This window comes from Mycobacterium sp. IS-836, assembly GCF_001954275.1.
Lineage (GTDB): Bacteria > Actinomycetota > Actinomycetes > Mycobacteriales > Mycobacteriaceae > Mycobacterium.
Genome location: NZ_MBEU01000021.1, coordinates 142,817 through 159,180 on the forward strand (window position 1 = coordinate 142,817; position 16,364 = coordinate 159,180).

General features: G+C 66.9%; 18 protein-coding genes. 10 read left to right on the top strand and 8 right to left on the bottom strand.

The genetic code is table 11. The features are described 5' to 3' along the window. Positions 1 to 55 precede the first annotated feature (55 nt). Positions 56 to 1,219 carry an LLM class flavin-dependent oxidoreductase gene (locus A5747_RS08790; RefSeq protein ID WP_076123378.1) on the top strand — a complete coding sequence of 388 codons (1,164 nt, stop codon included), beginning with the start codon at positions 56 to 58 and terminating at the stop codon, positions 1,217 to 1,219. Between the two features lie 34 nt (positions 1,220 to 1,253). On the opposite strand, the gene A5747_RS08795 is transcribed toward A5747_RS08790, so the two are convergent. Beyond that, the gene (locus A5747_RS08795) at positions 1,254 to 1,721 is read right to left on the bottom strand and encodes an SRPBCC family protein (RefSeq protein WP_076123379.1); all 468 of its coding nucleotides are present in this window, start codon (positions 1,719 to 1,721) and stop codon (positions 1,254 to 1,256) included. Positions 1,722 to 1,904: 183 nt separating this feature from the next. Here A5747_RS08795 and A5747_RS08800 point away from each other — a divergent pair, with 183 nt between their 5' ends. Next, positions 1,905 to 2,990 (top strand): serine hydrolase, encoded by a 1,086-nt coding sequence (locus A5747_RS08800; protein WP_076123380.1) that lies wholly within the window; start codon positions 1,905 to 1,907, stop codon positions 2,988 to 2,990. A gap of 6 nt (positions 2,991 to 2,996) precedes the next feature. Here the strand turns inward: A5747_RS08800 and A5747_RS08805 are convergent, their stop codons facing one another. Next, entirely contained in the window at positions 2,997 to 4,403 is a 1,407-nt protein-coding gene (locus A5747_RS08805; protein ID WP_076123382.1) for a TIGR00366 family protein, read from the bottom strand. Between the two features lie 100 nt (positions 4,404 to 4,503). Between A5747_RS08805 and A5747_RS08810 the strand changes: the two genes are divergently transcribed. Together A5747_RS08810 and A5747_RS08815 are read left to right on the top strand one after the other, a co-directional pair. Then, positions 4,504 to 5,160, top strand: a complete 657-nt coding sequence (locus tag A5747_RS08810; protein WP_076123384.1) for a hypothetical protein — start codon at positions 4,504 to 4,506, stop codon at positions 5,158 to 5,160. Positions 5,161 to 5,200: 40 nt separating this feature from the next. Further along, positions 5,201 to 5,974, top strand: a complete 774-nt coding sequence (locus A5747_RS08815; RefSeq protein ID WP_076123386.1) for a YqjF family protein — start codon at positions 5,201 to 5,203, stop codon at positions 5,972 to 5,974. Positions 5,975 to 5,983: 9 nt separating this feature from the next. On the opposite strand, the gene A5747_RS08820 is transcribed toward A5747_RS08815, so the two are convergent. Further along, positions 5,984 to 6,748 carry an SDR family oxidoreductase gene (locus A5747_RS08820; protein WP_076123388.1) on the bottom strand — a complete coding sequence of 255 codons (765 nt, stop codon included), beginning with the start codon at positions 6,746 to 6,748 and terminating at the stop codon, positions 5,984 to 5,986. Positions 6,749 to 6,806: 58 nt separating this feature from the next. On the opposite strand from A5747_RS08820, the gene A5747_RS08825 reads away from it, so the two are divergent. Then, positions 6,807 to 7,283, top strand: coding sequence for a nuclear transport factor 2 family protein (locus tag A5747_RS08825; RefSeq protein ID WP_076123390.1), 477 nt, complete (start codon positions 6,807 to 6,809; stop codon positions 7,281 to 7,283). Here the strand turns inward: A5747_RS08825 and A5747_RS08830 are convergent, their stop codons facing one another. Both A5747_RS08830 and A5747_RS08835 read right to left on the bottom strand, forming a co-directional pair. Further along, positions 7,284 to 8,027, bottom strand: a complete 744-nt coding sequence (locus A5747_RS08830) for a DJ-1/PfpI family protein (protein ID WP_076123392.1) — start codon at positions 8,025 to 8,027, stop codon at positions 7,284 to 7,286. Positions 8,028 to 8,039: 12 nt separating this feature from the next. After that, complete coding sequence (locus A5747_RS08835) at positions 8,040 to 8,990, bottom strand: GlxA family transcriptional regulator (protein ID WP_076123394.1); 951 nt, start codon at positions 8,988 to 8,990, stop codon at positions 8,040 to 8,042. 110 nt (positions 8,991 to 9,100) lie between these two features. Here A5747_RS08835 and tpx point away from each other — a divergent pair, with 110 nt between their 5' ends. After that, entirely contained in the window at positions 9,101 to 9,595 is a 495-nt protein-coding gene (tpx, locus tag A5747_RS08840; RefSeq protein ID WP_076123396.1) for a thiol peroxidase, read from the top strand. 30 nt (positions 9,596 to 9,625) lie between these two features. On the opposite strand, the gene A5747_RS08845 is transcribed toward tpx, so the two are convergent. Beyond that, on the bottom strand, positions 9,626 to 10,123 hold the full coding sequence (locus A5747_RS08845; RefSeq protein ID WP_076123399.1) for a hypothetical protein: 498 nt from the start codon (positions 10,121 to 10,123) through the stop codon (positions 9,626 to 9,628). A 124-nt stretch (positions 10,124 to 10,247) separates the two neighbouring features. Between A5747_RS08845 and A5747_RS08850 the strand changes: the two genes are divergently transcribed. After that, positions 10,248 to 10,571: a DUF4333 domain-containing protein gene (locus A5747_RS08850; RefSeq protein WP_233147991.1), complete on the top strand. Its 324-nt coding sequence runs from the start codon at positions 10,248 to 10,250 to the stop codon at positions 10,569 to 10,571. 3 nt (positions 10,572 to 10,574) lie between these two features. Here the strand turns inward: A5747_RS08850 and A5747_RS08855 are convergent, their stop codons facing one another. Continuing rightward, positions 10,575 to 10,955 carry an NYN domain-containing protein gene (locus tag A5747_RS08855; protein ID WP_076123453.1) on the bottom strand — a complete coding sequence of 127 codons (381 nt, stop codon included), beginning with the start codon at positions 10,953 to 10,955 and terminating at the stop codon, positions 10,575 to 10,577. A 58-nt stretch (positions 10,956 to 11,013) separates the two neighbouring features. Here A5747_RS08855 and A5747_RS08860 point away from each other — a divergent pair, with 58 nt between their 5' ends. Further along, on the top strand, positions 11,014 to 12,198 hold the full coding sequence (locus A5747_RS08860) for an acyl-CoA dehydrogenase family protein (protein ID WP_076123403.1): 1,185 nt from the start codon (positions 11,014 to 11,016) through the stop codon (positions 12,196 to 12,198). On the opposite strand, the gene A5747_RS25425 is transcribed toward A5747_RS08860, so the two are convergent. Then, positions 12,193 to 12,996, bottom strand: a complete 804-nt coding sequence (locus A5747_RS25425) for a PE domain-containing protein (RefSeq protein WP_076123406.1) — start codon at positions 12,994 to 12,996, stop codon at positions 12,193 to 12,195. The two genes, A5747_RS08860 and A5747_RS25425, sit on opposite strands and share 6 nt — an antisense overlap. 382 nt (positions 12,997 to 13,378) lie before the next feature. Here A5747_RS25425 and A5747_RS08870 point away from each other — a divergent pair, with 382 nt between their 5' ends. Then, positions 13,379 to 14,833, top strand: a complete 1,455-nt coding sequence (locus A5747_RS08870) for a condensation domain-containing protein (protein ID WP_076123408.1) — start codon at positions 13,379 to 13,381, stop codon at positions 14,831 to 14,833. Between the two features lie 32 nt (positions 14,834 to 14,865). Further along, positions 14,866 to 16,221 carry a hypothetical protein gene (locus A5747_RS08875; protein WP_076123410.1) on the top strand — a complete coding sequence of 452 codons (1,356 nt, stop codon included), beginning with the start codon at positions 14,866 to 14,868 and terminating at the stop codon, positions 16,219 to 16,221. The last annotated feature ends 143 nt before the right edge of the window (positions 16,222 to 16,364 follow it).

Genomic DNA, 16,364 nt, shown 5'->3' on the forward strand with positions numbered 1-16,364 from the left:
GCGGACCGCGCATTCGGGTTATGGTTTCGGACAACTCGATTGCAAAGGGACCTCAATGGCAAAGCTCAGGTTCGGTTATTTCATCGCCCCATTCCATCGCGCGGGCACCAACCCGACGCTTGCGCTACAACGCGACCTGGAATTCATCGAGCACCTCGACGCCCTCGGCTTCGACGAGGTGTGGTTGGGCGAGCACCATTCGGCCGGCAGCGAGATCATCAGCTCACCGGAGATCTTCATCGCCGCGGCCGCCGAGCGCGCCAAGCGGATTCGGTTCGGGACCGGGGTCATCTCCCTCGCGTACCACAACCCCCTTTGGGTCGCCGACCGCCTGATGCTGCTCGATCACCTCACCCATGGTCGCGTGATCGGCGGGATGGGACCGGGCTCGTTGCCCACCGACTCGGCGATGATCGGACTCAACCCCACCGACACTCGCGAGCTTCTCGAAACCAACCTCGACATTGTCGTCCGGTTGCTGGCGGGCGAAACGGTGAGCGCCAAAACCGCCACGCACCAGCTGTTCGACGCCAAGTTGCAGCTCGCCCCGTATTCGGACGGCGGGATCCCGCTGGCGGTGGCCGCGGTTGCCTCGCCCACCGGCGCGAGGCTGGCCGGCAAGCACGGCATCGGCCTGCTCTCCATCGGTGCGACGCTGACCGTCGAGGGCTTCAACGCGCTGTCGTATCACTGGGGCATCGTCGAGGAACGCGCGGAAGCCTTCGGCACCCAAGTCGACCGCAAGGACTGGAGCCTGGTCGGGCCGATGCACATCGCCGAGACCGACGAACGGGCCCGCGCCGACGTGAAATTCGGCATCGAGTCGTGGTTCAACTACTTCCAGAAGGTGGCCGCCTTCCCGCAGATGACGATGCCGGGGGAGCAGCTGGACGAGATGATCGACGTCATCAACGACAACGGGGCCGGTGTCATCGGAACGCCCGAGCGGGCGCGCGAACAGGTGCAGCGGGTGTGGGATCAGTCCGGCGGCTTCGGCTGCTTTCTGCAGATGGGCCACGAATGGGCCAACCCGGCGGCCACCAAACGCTCGGCCGAATTGTTCGCCGCCGAAGTCATACCGCACTTTCAGGGTCAGGCGCAGCCGACGCTCGATGCCGCGGCGCGCGCCGGCCAGGTGCGCGACGGGCTCGCGCAATCACAGCTGCAGGCCGTCGAGCACATGGCCAAGAAGTACCAGGACGAAGTCAGTTCGAAATAGCTGCTCGAAAACCCTTGAGCCGCAGGAATAATCGCTACCGTCCGCCGGCCGACTCGCGCTCGGCCGCCTTCACCAGGCGGCCCGCGAAAAACCGCACGGCACCGCCCATCGCGGCCCGCATCAGCGGACCGGTCCCGCGAACTCCCTCGGTAAACGAGCCCGTCCAGTGAATGTCGGTGCCGCCGGCCGCATTCGGCGTGAACACGACTTCGCCGAAGTAGTCCTTGGCCGGAGAGGCGGGTCCGACCAGTTTGTAGGCGTGCCGGCGGTCCTGCTCGTACTCGACCGTCTCCTCCTGCACCAGCACGGGCCACATCCCGACCTTGCGGATAGCCCCGACACCGCCGGGCGCAGGAGTACCTTGCCGCGCCCAGCTCGAGTGCAACACGATCGGCTTGGCCCATTTCGACCAGTTCGCCCCATCCGCCACGAGCCGGAACAACGTTGCGGCGGGCGCGCTACTGGTCTTGTCGATCTCGAACGAAAACTTCCGACCCACCATGCCCGACTCCCTGACAACCAAACGACCCCGAGTGGGATTGCCGGGTACCTTACCGTCCACGCCAGGCCAGGCGCATACTCACCCAGTGAGTCAAGCCGATCGCGTTTCAGCCTGCCCGCACCAACGGGGACCGGTCGGCCCGCTTCGCAACGGCCGCGGGCACGAAAGACGTTGTGAATAAACATGGTAACGCGACTGTCGGTACTAGCCCTCGCAGCGATGTTGTCGCTCGGCGGGTGCTCCGAGGGTCGAAACGCCACACCCGCCAGCACTACAACAAATCACGACGCCTCAACAACCCGCAGCCAGAACATACTCGACGCCGCTATCGAGGCCGACGGACCCGGATGCTCGGCGGCGGTAGGCATCAAGGGCAAAGTCGTCTGGACAGGAGTCCGCGGCGTCGCCGACGTGTCAAACGGCACCGCGATCACCGCGCAAACCGTGTTCGACATCGCCTCGGTATCCAAGCAATTCACTGCCACCGCGCTGCTGCTGTTGGTTGACGCGGGGCAGGCGACGCTCGACGACCCGTTGTCCCGATACATGCCCGAACTTCCAACATGGTCCGGCTCCATCAGCGTCGGACAGCTGATGCACCAGACGAGCGGCGTCCCCGAGTACGTCGGGCTGCTCGAGGCGCAGGGGTTCCAGTTGAGCGACCGCACGACAGAGGACCAAGCCTTGCAGACGCTGGTCAGCGTGCCGAACCTGGAGTTTCCACCCGGGTCGCGGTTCGAATATTCGAATTCCAACTACCTACTGTTGGGCGAGATTGTCCGCCGGATCACGCGGAAACCGCTGGCGCAGTTGCTAGCCGAGGAAATCTTCCGTCCGTTGAGTCTGGCAATGGTCTTGGATCCGACCGGAGAGGTTCCCGGCAAAGCCATCGCGTATGAAAAGGGCAGCGAGGGGTACCGGGCCACCCGATCAGGCTGGGAGCAGGTCGGTGACGGCGGCATCCAGACCACGCCAAGCCAACTGGTCTACTGGGCGGACAACTACCGAACCGGGCGCCTGGGCGGACCCAAGCTGAGGGAGGCGCAACTGGCCGGCGCGGTGCCAACCGAGCCGACGGGCGGTGACAAGTATGGCGCCGGGATTTACGCGCTGGCCAACGGCATGCTCGATCACGACGGCGCCTGGGGCGGATTCGTCACGGCATTCCGCATCAGCAAGGACCGAGCAACGTCGGTGGCCATCAGTTGCAACACCGATAAGCAAGACCCGGAAGCCCTCGCCGACTCGCTGGCGAAAGTCTGGATGTAGCCCGCGTCAAAGCACATGGGGCGCAACGAGAACCGCGGCGCTCGCCACGGCGAACCCGATCAGGAACGCGATCACCGTAAAGCCCATTACCTGGCGCACATTGAGCTTCGCGATCGCGATTACCGGCAGCAGCCAGAACGGCTGAATCATGTTCGCGACGCCCTCGCCGACCGCGACCGACATCGACATCAACCCGAGGTAAGCCGGCGAGTGCTGGCCAACGGCCACGGCCGAACCAACCGCTATTGGCCCCTGCACCGCCCAGTGCCCGCCGCCCGACGGCACGAATAGCGAGATGAGGACGGAACCGACGAACGTCAGAAACGGAAGCGAGTACTGATCCGCGCCGCGCACCAGCGCTTCGGCGAGCACCGTCTGCAGCGCCTTGCTCGACCCCGTTGGCAAATAACCCAGCAGCCCCACGATCCCGCCGTATAACGGATACTGCAGCAGCAGCGGGCCGGATACCTTTGCCGCGGCGGAAAATGCGCGGATGAAGCGAATCGGCGTGCGGTGCAGCAAAGCGCTCGTCACGGTGAACAGCATGATTATTGACGAAATGTTCAGCGCAAAGCCGCTCAGCACGAAGTACGTTACGCCCGCCGCGAAGACAATGACGTTGAGGATCCACAGGTTTTCCAGCCACTCAGCAAAGGTCCGCTTGCCCTCGGGCGGGTCCTGCTCGGGTTCCTCCTCGAACACCGCGGGGTCGGGCTCGAGGCTCTGCGCCGGTGCCATGCGCCAGATCGCGGTGCCGAGTAGGGCGAACACGACGAGCACCGCGACCACGTTGTACGGCTGGAAAATCGTCAGCCTTAGCGGCACGACCGTGCCGGTCATCTTGTGAATCACGTTGATTGGGCTGGAAGTGTCGGTGTTGGCGAGCGCGATCGACGACGACAGACCCTGCGTCCAAACGATGAAGCCCATGAACCCAGCGGCGATCAGATAGCCGAAATGCGCACCGGTGAGTCGCTTTGCGACCTGGCGCGCGACCAACGCCCCCGCCACCAGGCCGAGCCCCCAGTTCAGCAGCGAGAAGACGGTACTGACGCAGAAGCACAGCAGGGCTCCCTGAACCTGGTTGGTCGGCTTGCTCGCGAGACGGACGATGGCCCGCTTCAGGACCGGCGCCTCGGCCAGTGTGTAACCCGTCACCAGGACGAGCACCATCTGGAATGCGAAGGTGAAGATGTTCTGCGGCCCCCACACGCCGCCGTACCATGCCTTCAGAATGCCGGAGGCGGTGGCGCCCCGGACCAGTAGCGCAACCAACCCGACGACGATCAGGGTCAGGATGACCGCGAACAAATACGGGTCGGGCATCAGCCGTTCGACGTACCGGACGCAAAGCCCGGTGAGGCGCTGAACAAATCCGCCTCGTTCGACGTGTCGGTCCTCTTCCGTCGTCATCGGCTTCCCTTACCGTGATGGTTCGCTCGCGGGTCGTTTCGTTCGGTGGTCTAAACCTTGCCTTACGCAACCGCTGGCCGCTCGGTGGCATCCTGGCGATGTGGGATTGGTAATCCGGTTGGCGGAGTTCCTGATTCTGCTGCTGCCGCTGGTAGGCCTGGTCATCGGCGCGCTGCGGGCCTTTCGCGGCAACCGGCCGCGCACCGCGGAATCGCCCGAGCCCGCGGCCGAGCCGCCCGAACGCACCGCCAACAATCAGGTGGCCCAATGGCAGTCGCTGAAACGGGTCCTGGAGGAGCACAGCCGCACCGACAAACGCTGGCTCGACTACGAGCTCGACTTCGCCAAGCTGCTCGACTTCCCGCTCATGACCGACATGCGTAATCCGCTGACGGTCGGGTTCCACAAAGCCAAGCTCCGGGCGGATTTCCTCCGCCCCGTCAAAGCCGAAGATCTGCTCGACGACCGGGAGACCGCCGCGCTGTATCTGTCCGCGGTCGAGGAGTACGTGAGCGCCTTCAACGTCGCGGAGGCAGAGGCGATGCGCAGGCGCCGCAGCGACTTCTCCCGAGAAGACCAGCAGCGCATCGCGCGCGCCCAGAACCTGTTGCGGGTGGCCTCGGACCCCGCCGCGGCCCCGCAGGAACGCCAGAACGCCTACGACCGAGCCCGTAAGGAACTCGAGGGACTCGTCGTCGTGCCATCCACGACGCAGGCCAGCATTGAGCGCGGAATCTCCGGTCAGATAGAGCCCTAGATCGCGCCGGCGACGGCAGTCGCCGTGCCACGATGATCGAATGACCGCCACGCCCGGCCCGCCCGCCGCAGAGTCGGATGAGAGCCCGAATCTCGCCGGATTCCCGATCGTCGCGCCACCGCTTCCCGGCCGAGTCACCTTCGAGCAGCGCTGGGACGATCTGACCTTCATCCATTGGCCGGTGCGCCCCGAGAGCGTCGAAGGGCTGTGCCCGCCCGCAACCCGCCCCGACGTCTTTGCCGATGGGTTGACGTACGTGGCGCTGGTCCCGTTCATGTTGAGCGGCACCAGGGTCGGCACCGCGCTGCCACTGCCGTATTTCGGCAGCTTCGCCGAGACCAACGTCCGGCTCTACACGGTCGACGACGCCGGGCGACACGGCATCGTGTTCCGGTCGGCGGAAACGGCTCGCCTGGCGGCCGTGCCCGCGATCCGGATCGGCCTCGGCGTCCCCTACACCTGGTCGCGGATGCGGGTGACGCGATACGGCGACCAGGTGACGTATGACAGCGTGCGCCGCTGGCCCCGGCGCGGCCTGCGCAGCCGGGTCACGGTTAGCGTTGGCGACCCGATCCAGCCGACACCGCTCGAGGTGTGGCTTACCGCCCGGTGGGGCGCGCACACCCGCAGGAGCGGCCGTACGTGGTGGGTGCCGATCGAGCACGAGCCGTGGCCGTTGCGCGCGGCCGAGATCGTCGAACTGAGCGACGAATTGGTGGGCGCAGGCGCCGTGCGACCAGCCGGAGATCCGTTGCGTGCGCTGTTTTCGCCCGGCTTGCGAACCCGGTTCGGCCGCGCCCGCGTCGTCGAATAACCCGCGCGGTCAGGGGCAGCAGTAGCCGCCGTCGATCACGACGTCGGAACCGGTCATGTAGCTCGATGCCTCGCTGGCCAGGTACAGGTAGAGGCCGCTGAGCTCGTCCGGCCGGCCCAGGCGGCCCAGCGGTATCTTGGGCTCCCACAGCGCGTGTAGCTCGGCCATGGGCATGACGAGCTCTGTGAGGATATAGCCCGGACTGACGCTGTTGACCCGGATCTTGTGCGGCGCGAATTCGACGGCCATGGCCTTGGTCAGGTGGATGACCGCCGCCTTCGAAGCGCAGTAGTGGCCGACCTGCTGCGGGATGTTGATGATGTGTCCGGACATCGAGGCGGTGTTGATGATGACTCCGCCTTGTCCCTGCCGGACCATTGCCCGGGCCGCCGCCTGGGCGGTGAGAAACACACCCGTCACGTTGGTGTCCTGAATGCGCTGGAATTCCTCCGGGGACATCTGCAGCATCGGAGTGACGGCGACGATCCCGGCGTTGCAGACCGCGATGTCGATGCCGCCCAGCTCGGCGGTCACCCGGTCCAACATCGCGTTTACCTGGTCCGGCCGGGTCACGTCGCAACACACTGGCACGACCTTGCCGGTGCTCGCGAGCTCTGCGGCGACCTGCTCCAGGGTGTCCGGGTGCCGTGCCGCGATGGCCACTTCCGCGCCCGCTTGCAGGTACGCCCGCGCGACTTCCTTGCCGATGCCGCTGGACGCCCCGGTTACCAGGGCCCGCTTGCCGTCCAAGTTGAAGAAGTCCAACACGTTCATCCGAGATCCCCATCCATCCGAGCCACCCAAAACCGGAACACGTTCTAGTGTGTCCGTCATGGGCAAGTTCACCAGGGCCGAAATCGAGCAAGCTTTCGCGAACTACACCACCGTCGTCGAGGGGTGCAGCGCTTCGGGTGACTGGCGACCGTTCGCGGATTTGTTCACCGAGGACGTCGTCTACACCGAGCACCACTATGGCGTCTTTCACGGCCGGGAGGCGGTCCGGGACTGGATCGTCGCGGTGATGGCCCCATTCCCACACATGCGTTTTCCCAACGACTGGATTGCCTACGACGACGACAATGACGCGATCGTCATGATGATCAAGAACCTGCTCGACCACCCCACGGACCCCGACGGCGAGCCGTTCTGGTTCCCGAACTGGACGCGGCTGGTCTATGGCGGCGACGGCCTGTTTTCCAGCGAGGAAGACATCTACAACCCCAACCGTGATGCGCCGGGGGTCGTCGCGGCGTGGATGCAGGCCGGCGGCCAGCTCGCCTCCGACGAAATCCTGCAGCCCAACGCCTAGCTAGGCCGGCGAGCGATCCGGCTGGCGACTGCGCCGGCGTGAACGGACTGCCGTCAGCGCCTGCTCCCAGGCCAGCAGCGTGGCGGCCTTGAGGTTGGCCGGTTTGACGCTGTCGCGGGAAAGCAGCGCCGTCGCAGCGGCTTTCGTGGTCGCCGAGGCCTTGGACATATGGCCGCTGTCGAACGGTGGCTGCGGGTCGTATTCGATAGCGAGCTGGATGGCCTTCGCGCGGCCTTCGCCGCCGATCTCGCCGGCCAGCCACAGCGCAAGGTCGAGTCCGGCGGAGACGCCCGCGCTCGTGACAACGTCGCCCTGGTGCACGATCCGCTCATCGGCGACGGGGGTCGCGCCGAAACCCTTCAGCAGCGGAAGCGCAATCCAGTGCGAGGTCGCGCGCCGGTCCTTGAGCAGGCCGGCCGCCGCCAGGATCACAGAGCCCGAACACACCGACGTCGTCCAGCTGGCGGTCCGGTGGGCCTGACGCAGCCAGTCCAGCAGCCGCGCGTCGCGCGCGTGCACAGGCGTCGACGGACCGCCGGGCACCAGAATCACGTCGGGCGAAGGTGTTTCGGCCAGCGAATGCGTCGCGCCGATGACCAGGACGCCCGAATCGGCGGTGATCGGCCCGGAATCGTGCCAGACGAATCGCACCTCGGCGCCCGGGAGGTTTCGCAGCACCTCGTAGGGTCCAATCATGTCCAGGGCGGTGAATCCGGGGTAGGCCACGAAGGCAATCTGGGTCATGCTGTCGTCCTCTCAGGCGAAGGCCTTGCGGTACTGATCCGGCGAGACACCGACGCGGCGAATGAAGTTGCGCCGCATGGTTTCTGCGGTTCCGAAGCCGCATCGCGAAGCGATCGCCACCACGGTGTCGTCGGTCTCCTCCAACTGCCGGCGAGCGGCTTCGGTGCGGATGCGTTCGACGTAGTGACCGGGCGCCTCGCCGACCTCGTCGGTGAAAACGCGAGTGAAGTGGCGGGGGCTCATGGTCGCCCGGCGGGCGAGTTCGCCGATGCTGTGCGAGCCGCCCGGTTCGGACTCGATGGCCTCCTGCACCTCCCGGATCGAAGGCCGTTTCGCCCGCGGCATCCATACCGGCGCCGCGAATTGCGTCTGACCGCCCGGGCGCCGCAAATAAAGCACCAAATAGCGGGCCACTGTCTGCGCCAGCTCGGTACCGTGGTCGTCCTCGACCAGCGAGAGCGCGAGGTCGATGCCCGCTGTGACGCCCGCGGCGGTCCATACGGTGTCGGAGCTACGGACGAAGATCGGGTCGGGGTCGACGTCGACGGCCGGGAATTCGCGTGCCAGCCGCCCGGCGAACGCCCAGTGCGTGGTCACGCGGCAGCCGTCCAGCAGCCCCGCCTCGGCCGCAAGGAACGCGCCGGTGCAGACCGTGACGATGCGGCGAGCGGTGCCGGCGACGGCTTTGATCCACGTCACGAGCTCACTGTCGGTTCGCGCGTCGTCGATGCCACCCCCGCCGGGCAACACCACGGTGTCCAGCGGGTCGTCCGGATCCGGCAGCGGCGCCGCCTGGAAGGACAGGCCGGTGGGGGTGCCGACGGGTTGACCACCGGCGGAGGCGACGACGACGTCGTATCCGCCGTCGGTCAGTAGTGACGCGGTGCTGAAGACGTCATGCGGCCCCACCACATCGAGTGCCTGCACGCCGGGAAAGCCGACGATCACCACTTTGCGAGCCATGGACCCAGTGTTGGCCACGTAGGGGCATGGCGTCTACGCCGCGTAGCCCACGAATTAGGACATGCGGACCTGGCCCCGGGCGGCCGTCCCGGGCTTGGCAGACTGTGGCCATGGCACAGATAACCTTGCGTGGAAACCCGATCAACACTGTCGGCGAGCTGCCCGCCGTCGGATCTCAAGCCCCGGCCTTCACCCTGACCGGTACGGATTTGAGCGCGGTCAGCAACGACCAGTTCAGTGGTAAGCCCGTGGTGCTGAACATCTTTCCCTCGATCGACACACCGGTGTGCGCCACGAGCGTGCGGACTTTCAACGAACGTGCGGCCGCCACCGGGGCGTCGGTGTTGTGCGTGTCGAAAGATCTGCCGTTTGCGCAGGCGCGGTTCTGCGGGGCGGAGGGCATCGAGAATGTCAAGACGGGGTCGGCGTTCCGCGGCGGCTTCGCCGACGACTACGGCGTCGGCATCATCGACGGACCCATGGCCGGGCTGCTCGCGCGCGCGGTGGTCGTGATCGGCGCCGACGGCAACGTCGCGTACACGGAGTTGGTGCCAGAGATCGCCCAGGAGCCGGACTACGACGCGGCGCTGGCGGCGGTCGGCTAGAACCTACGGCCAGTCGGGCGGTGGCGGCGCTCAGGTAGGCGTCAGGGTAAACGGCAGCCAGTACATCCCCGGACCATCGCCGGGACATCCGGGTGCGCCGACCGCGAAAGTCCGCTCGCCGCGGAAGCTTCCGTCACCGTTGGGCACCAGGAAGTCGGATCTGGTCGTCGCGACCGTGCCGCCGTCGTCGCAGTGGAACGGGTAATCCGAGCTTGACACCCACCGGTCGCCCGCCCACCGGTAGTCGAACAACGCTGGGGCATTGGGGTTGTCCCGCAACTGATCCACCAATAGCCAGTGCGCGACGCAGCCGGAGGCGTCGCAGTTGGTGGTGAAGCTGGCGGCTTGCGTCGACGGTTCCGATGCCCGTGGTTGGCCGTTGAAGGTCTGCTTTGAATGGTCGAGGAACGTGTTGTACGAGCCGTAGAGCGGGACGGGTTCGGGCCGGTCGGCGCCCGCTAGCGGTGCCCCCACACCGAGGGTGACTGCTGCGAAGGTTGCAGCTATCACGACGTGTCGAAGTGCCATTACCGCTCACCTTTGCAGCCGATGATCATTTGTCTTCGTAACCTGTTGTATCGCAACGAAAGCGTGTTAGCCTGCGGTTCCGCGCAGATTTCTCCGAGCGCGGGTGCGGCAAAGGAGCCCAGCGATGCGACCCCTCATCCGAAGTGCCGGCGTCCGCGTCCTCACGGGGATGCTCGTCGGCCTTGTGGCTGTGCAGCTGGCCGGCTGCAGTTCGAAGTCGACCATCAAACCCGACGGCGCCGCGCAATCCGTCGTCGATGTCGTGTCCAAGCAGACCGGCTTCCATCCAACCGACGTGCATTGCCCATCCGGGGTGGAGGCGAAGGTGGGTGGACAGTTCGACTGTCACTTCACCGGGCCCGAGGGCACGCCGTACGTCGCGAACATGCGCATCACCAAGGTTGAGGGCGAGCGGGTCGAGTTCGACGTCAAGACCCACCCGAGTTAGCCGTCATCGGCCGCGCGGATCGATGAGTTCACGGAATCGCTCCGCCGGGTAGACGGATGCACCCAACGTGCGTACCCGGTCCTGCAGCGCCCTATCCGACGTCACCACGCGAATGTCGTGTGGGCTGGAGTCGGCCCGAACCAGCCGGACTATTTCGTCGTCGGCGGAATTCGCGGCCGCTCTAGGTGCATGCGCTATTTCGACGACCGATGACGTAATGACGGTCGTCGGCGGCCGCTCGAACACCACCGTCACCGTCTCGCCTCCATCGCAGGCCCATCGGTCCAGCCTCTCCACCAGCGTGGCCATCGCGCGGCCGCGGTCCTTCCACCAGCCGTCGTGGCGACTCCCGATCACGTTCATGCCGTCCACGATCCATCGCACAAAGACACGGTAGGGCCGCTTTGCCGGTGCGGCCGGACGGGCCGGTACGGTCACCCCTATGACGTCGATAGCCGACACCGGTGACCGGGTCGTTTCGCTGGCTCGCGGTATGCGGGATCTCGTGCGGGCGCAAGCCGCCGAATCCGAGCGGATGCGCACGCTGACCCCGGCCATCGTCGACGAAATGTGGGGCAGCGGACTGATGTCCGCGTTCAATCCCGTTGTGGCCGGCGGTGTTGAGCCGTCTTTCACCGAGATGATCGAGACGTGGATCGAAATGGCTTGGCAGGACGGTTCATTCGGCTGGATCGGCATCGCCAATCTGCCGTCCTCGTTCGCCGCCGCCGCGTACCTGCCCGACGAGGGCTTCGCCGAGGTTTTTACCGTGCACGACAACCGCGTCACCCTGGGCGGCCAGTTCTTTCCCAACGGCCAGGGGACCGTCGCCGACGGCGGTTATCTGTTGAACGGGTCGTGGAACTTCGGCTCGGGCATCGGTCATTCGCAATACATCGCGGCGGGATTTTTGCCGATGGAAAACGGCGAAATGCGCTGGATCAGTGAAGGTTTCCCCGAGATGCGGGTCGCGGTTATTCCGCGCGACGAGATCAGCTTCGACGACGGCTGGTTCGTGCAGGGGCTCAAGGGGACGGGATCCTATGACTACAGCGCCGAGGGCGTGTTCGTGCCAGCGAGCCGCACCTTCGAACTGTTTGTCAGGCAGCCATATCGCGGCGAGTCACCGGCCACCCGCATGGGGCTGATGCCCGTCACCGCCGCCGGCCACGCATCGTGGGCGCTTGGTGTGGCCAAGAGCATGCTCGACGATGTCCAGGAACTGGCCGCAACGAAGTTCCGGATGAGCGACATGGCGTCCCTGGCCAGCCGGCCTACGTTCCAGAAGGGACTGGCGCACCACCGGGCGGCCTGGCGGGCAGCCCGCCTACTGGTGCTCGACTCGTTCACCACTGCCGAGGCGGCGGTTGCCGCCGGAGAAGATCTGACCCCGGCCCTGCGCGCGGACATGCGAGTGGCCGCGGTCTATGCCACCGACACGGCCCGAGCCTGCGCCGAATGGGCCCATCTGGTCGCCGGCACCAGCTCGATCCGCGAGGGCAGTCGCCTCGAGCGGGCTTTCCGCGACATGTACACCGGGACGCAACACGCCTTCATCAGTGAAAAGGTGGCCATCGACGTGGCACAGATATGGCTGGGCATCATCGACGACCAGCCGGGGCTATAGCAGGCGCTCGCCTCGTCGCGGCTCACCGGAATTATCGCTGTCGCTGTTGTCCTGAGCCTGATCAACGGACGCCAGGCCCGGCCCGGCACCGCCGCCGGCCGCCGCTCCCTGGGCGAGTGAGCCGATCGAACTCAGCGGAGCGGCCGCGGCGCCCAGCGCGGACGATGCGGCACCGACGAGGCCGGGTGCCGCCCCGGCGCCGGCACCGACGCCGCTGACCGGGCTCGCTGGGGCAGCGACGCCACCCAGCGATGTGGCCGCGGCGTAACCGGCGGCCGGCACCGAAGCAGCGGGGCTCGCGGCCGGCGCTGAAACGACGGGGCTGGCGGCCGGCGGTGCTGCGGCAGGCGGTGCTGCGGCCGGCGGTGCTGCGGCCGGCGGTGCTGCGGCCGGCGGTGCTGCGGCCGGCGGTGCTGGGGCCGCCAGTGTTTCGGCGCCAAGCAGCGCGGCGTCTCGCCCAGGGCCGCGGGACACCGCAGCGGTACCGATAGCCCCGAGCTGCATCGCGTTGGCGTGCAGGGTGCCGGCAGCGGTGGCATCGGTTTGCGTATACATGCGGACGATGTCGATCAGCGCCGCGCCCGTGCGCAGAAGTTCTTGTTGAGCCGCTGTCTGTGCAGCCAGGAACGCCGCGGCGTCCACCCCGAACGCCGCGGCCGCCAGCATGGACACCTCTTCGGCGCCCGCGGGCGCGAGCGCGGTCACCGTGGGCGCCGCCGCGGCGCCCGCGGCCAGGCCTCGGGTCCCCATCTCGATGACCTGCCCACCGATGGCAGCAGTGGCCGGGTCTTGCGACATGGATGTCATATACGTCCTGTTCCTGCGAATTGATGCGCCGACGCCAGCTAGGCGCACTAGGCAATTCTACCGAGGTAGCGGACTGCGTCGTTCACTAATTTGGGCCGCGCAACTCGAATGGCGCATCGACCGTTGGCTCGCCCGGCCGCGGCGCTTAATGCGAGCACAATGCGCAAAACCGGGTAATCGTCGCTTATTTCGACTATCGCCCACAAGAGAGACATCCCGGCCGTCGCGCCGTAATTTCGGTTTCAGCAGATAACCGAACGCGCCGCACGATCAGTACGGCGAGCCGAAACACCCTCCGCACGAATGACTTTCGCGATGCGCTTCCGCATCGTGGCACGGCGTTGCGGCATTACACAGAAAAGGGGTCGGGAGAATGGTCGCACTGGGAAGCATCAACGCGTGGCAGCCGGGCGAGGGGCCGGTCGTCACGTGGCGGGCCTCAGCTGCCGCGCGCGCGGCGGCTCTCACCGCGCCGCGCAGCGACTTGGCGCCCAGCTACCAAAGGGCTCGGCACCTGCGGTCCGCCTACGACGCCGCGGGGCGGGCCGCGCAGCTGCCCAGGCTGATGGTCGTGGCGTGGGACGTTCCGGGCGTTTGTGACATCCCGGTGATGACGGCGACGCTCAACGCGCATGTCCGCCGCCACGACGCCTACCACGACTGGTTCGAGCTCGAGGACGGCGTCATCGTCCGTCGCAGGATCGAGGACCCCATGGACATCGACCTGGCGCCGATCGAGTTCGGCTACATGGATGCCGATCAGGTCCGCACGCACGCCCTGACGACAACCCCGGGGACGCTCGAGTGGGACTGCTTCACGTTCGGCATCGTTCAGCACGCCGACTACTTCACCTTCTACGCCAGCGTCGACCACCTGCACATCGACGGGATGTCGGCGGGCCTGATCTTCTTCGACGTCCACACGACGTACCAGCACCTGTCGCAGACCGGGGCCGCGGCCGTCGCCCTCCCGCAGGTGGCGAGTTACCGCAGCTATGCCGCGCGCCAGCGTGACGGACTCGCGGAGCTGACCCTGTCCTCGCCGGAGATCATGGCGTGGATCGACTTCGCGCGCGACACCGGCGGCCAGTGGCCAACCTTCCCGCTGCCGGTCGGTGACGGTGGGACCGGCACCGAGGGCACCTTCGTGACGGTCGACCTGCTCGACGCCGCCGACACGGAGTCCTTCGAGATCGCCTGCCACGCCGCCGGCGCCCGGTTCAGCGGGGGAGTGCTGGCCTGCGCGGCGTTTGCCGACCACGAGTTCACCGGCGCCGCAACGTATCACGGCTTCACGCCGTACGACACCCGGACTCCTGGCCTCGACTCGATGACCGTGGGCTGGTTCGCCAACCTGGTCCCGGTCAGCGTGCCGATCTGCACCGCCACCTTCGCCGAGGCGGCACGGGCGGCTCAGGAGTCGTTCAACGCCGCCAAGGCCCTGGCCGACGTGCCCGTCGAGCGTGCGCTCGAGCTGGCGGCGCCACTTGAGCTGGGCGTCGAGCCGCCCGATTCCCGGGCGATGATGGTGTCGTTCATCGACTTTCGCAAGATCCCTGCCGCCGGCCTCTTCGAGGAGGCCAACTGGGGCACCTACGCCGACAACCTGTCACACGGCGGGATCAACTTGTGGATCAATCGCCAGGCGCACAAGACCACCGCGACGATCTCCTTCCCGGACAACGCGGAGGCCCGCAAGTCGGTGCACCGCTACCTGGCGGCGCTGACCCAGGCGTTCTCCTACGCCGTCAAGACGACCCCCGATTGGGTGGATGCCGTTGCGCATCACGCCAACTCGAACCACGGTGTGCCGGTCATCAGCGTGTGACAGCGACGTGTGACAGCGAAAGGACGACGAAAATGAGCAACGCACTCGATCTGGTCGACCAGACCTTTTTCCGCGTCGAGCGGGCGGCCGGAGTCACCAATCTCATCCAGTGTTCGTGGGTGTACGACCGCGGCGCCGACGTCGAGGGGCTGCGCCGGTTCCATCGGCACCTTCGGTCGGGACGGCTATCCCGCCGCATCGAGCGCTCGCCGCTGCCGTTCGGCCGCCATCGGTGGGTGGCGCCCACCGACAATCCCGACCTCGAGATCGTCGAATCGCCCCGGCCCCGTGAGGAATTCGATGCCTGGCTGGCTGAGCAGGCCGAGACCCGCCTCGACGCCGAGCACGGGCCCGGATGGCACCTGGCGGTGCTGCCGTTCACCGACGGCGGCACCGGGGTCAGCCTGGTGGCATCTCATTGCCTGACCGATGCCGTGGGGTTGTGCGAGGCGCTGGCGGACGCGGCTCGCGGCGACGACGGCGCGATCAACTGGCCGGCGGCCGGCTCGCGCCCCTGGTGGCGGGCCCTGCATGAGGACGCGCGCCAGGCCGCACGTGACATTCCCGGCATCGCCCGCGCCGCGGTCGCCGCCTCACGATTTGTCCGGCGTCATCGCGGCGACGCCGCCGTGGCCGCCGCATCCGGGTCGGAGCCCACCGCGGGCACCGACGAAAAAGCCACGCCGCCCACGGCGACCGTCTTCGTCGACGCCGACGACTGGGACGCCCGCGCGCGAGCGCTCGGCGGGACCAGCAACACGCTGTTCCTGGCGTTGGCGGCCCGCCTCGGCCAGCGCATGGGGCGCATCGGCGCCGACGGCTCGGTTGCCTTGACGATGGCCGTCAACGAGCGCACCGCCGGCGACACCCGCGCCAACGCGATCACCAACGTCGACTTCACCGTGGACCCCGCGCCGGCCACCAGCGACCTGCGGCCTATCCGGGCCATTACCAAGCAGACGCTGATCCGTTCGCAGACCGAGCCGGACGAGCGCTGGACGCTGCTTCCCCTGGTTCTGCTGGTGCCCGAGCGGCTCGGCAAGCGATGGGTCGGCGCCGTCACCAACAGCGCGGCCAGCGTGGGCTCGTCCAACGTCGGTGTGGTACAGCCGGTCGTCAATCGACCCGACGGCACCGACGCCGACCACTTCGCCATCAGGTCGCTCAGCGTAGGCATTACCGCGGGCATGCTGCACCAGCTCGGGGGGCTGCTGTCCCTGCTCTCCGGAAGGGCCAACGGCCGGGTCTTCGCGTCCGTCGTGGCGTACCAGCCGGACGGCGTGAATTCGGAAGCCGAACTGCAAAGGCACATCTCGGAAATCCTGGGTGAGTTCTCGCTGAGCTCGACCGCAGGCTGGCGCTGCGACGAGCCGGTGCCCGCCCGATGAGCACAATGCGCACAATCGCGGAATCGCCGCTATCGGCGACTATCGCTCACAAGCGCGACACGCAAGGACCCGCGGCCGTACGTTCGATCTGAAGCAAGTAACACCGCGATTCTCTCGATCGAAATCTTGTCCACCGCAACGAT

Excerpts from the sequence above, each read along its gene's own strand:
- A5747_RS08790 (WP_076123378.1), top strand. The coding sequence starts at position 56 with ATGGCAAAGCTCAGGTTCGGTTATTTCATCGCCCCATTCCATCGCGCG.
- A5747_RS08795 (WP_076123379.1), bottom strand. The coding sequence starts at position 1,721 with ATGGTGGGTCGGAAGTTTTCGTTCGAGATCGACAAGACCAGTAGCGCG.
- A5747_RS08800 (WP_076123380.1), top strand. The coding sequence starts at position 1,905 with ATGGTAACGCGACTGTCGGTACTAGCCCTCGCAGCGATGTTGTCGCTC.
- A5747_RS08805 (WP_076123382.1), bottom strand. The coding sequence starts at position 4,403 with ATGACGACGGAAGAGGACCGACACGTCGAACGAGGCGGATTTGTTCAG.
- A5747_RS08815 (WP_076123386.1), top strand. The coding sequence starts at position 5,201 with ATGACCGCCACGCCCGGCCCGCCCGCCGCAGAGTCGGATGAGAGCCCG.
- A5747_RS08820 (WP_076123388.1), bottom strand. The coding sequence starts at position 6,748 with ATGAACGTGTTGGACTTCTTCAACTTGGACGGCAAGCGGGCCCTGGTA.
- A5747_RS08825 (WP_076123390.1), top strand. The coding sequence starts at position 6,807 with ATGGGCAAGTTCACCAGGGCCGAAATCGAGCAAGCTTTCGCGAACTAC.
- A5747_RS08830 (WP_076123392.1), bottom strand. The coding sequence starts at position 8,027 with ATGACCCAGATTGCCTTCGTGGCCTACCCCGGATTCACCGCCCTGGAC.
- A5747_RS08835 (WP_076123394.1), bottom strand. The coding sequence starts at position 8,990 with ATGGCTCGCAAAGTGGTGATCGTCGGCTTTCCCGGCGTGCAGGCACTC.
- tpx (WP_076123396.1), top strand. The coding sequence starts at position 9,101 with ATGGCACAGATAACCTTGCGTGGAAACCCGATCAACACTGTCGGCGAG.
- A5747_RS08845 (WP_076123399.1), bottom strand. The coding sequence starts at position 10,123 with ATGGCACTTCGACACGTCGTGATAGCTGCAACCTTCGCAGCAGTCACC.
- A5747_RS08850 (WP_233147991.1), top strand. The coding sequence starts at position 10,248 with ATGCGACCCCTCATCCGAAGTGCCGGCGTCCGCGTCCTCACGGGGATG.
- A5747_RS08860 (WP_076123403.1), top strand. The coding sequence starts at position 11,014 with ATGACGTCGATAGCCGACACCGGTGACCGGGTCGTTTCGCTGGCTCGC.
- A5747_RS25425 (WP_076123406.1), bottom strand. The coding sequence starts at position 12,996 with ATGTCGCAAGACCCGGCCACTGCTGCCATCGGTGGGCAGGTCATCGAG.
- A5747_RS08870 (WP_076123408.1), top strand. The coding sequence starts at position 13,379 with ATGGTCGCACTGGGAAGCATCAACGCGTGGCAGCCGGGCGAGGGGCCG.
- A5747_RS08875 (WP_076123410.1), top strand. The coding sequence starts at position 14,866 with ATGAGCAACGCACTCGATCTGGTCGACCAGACCTTTTTCCGCGTCGAG.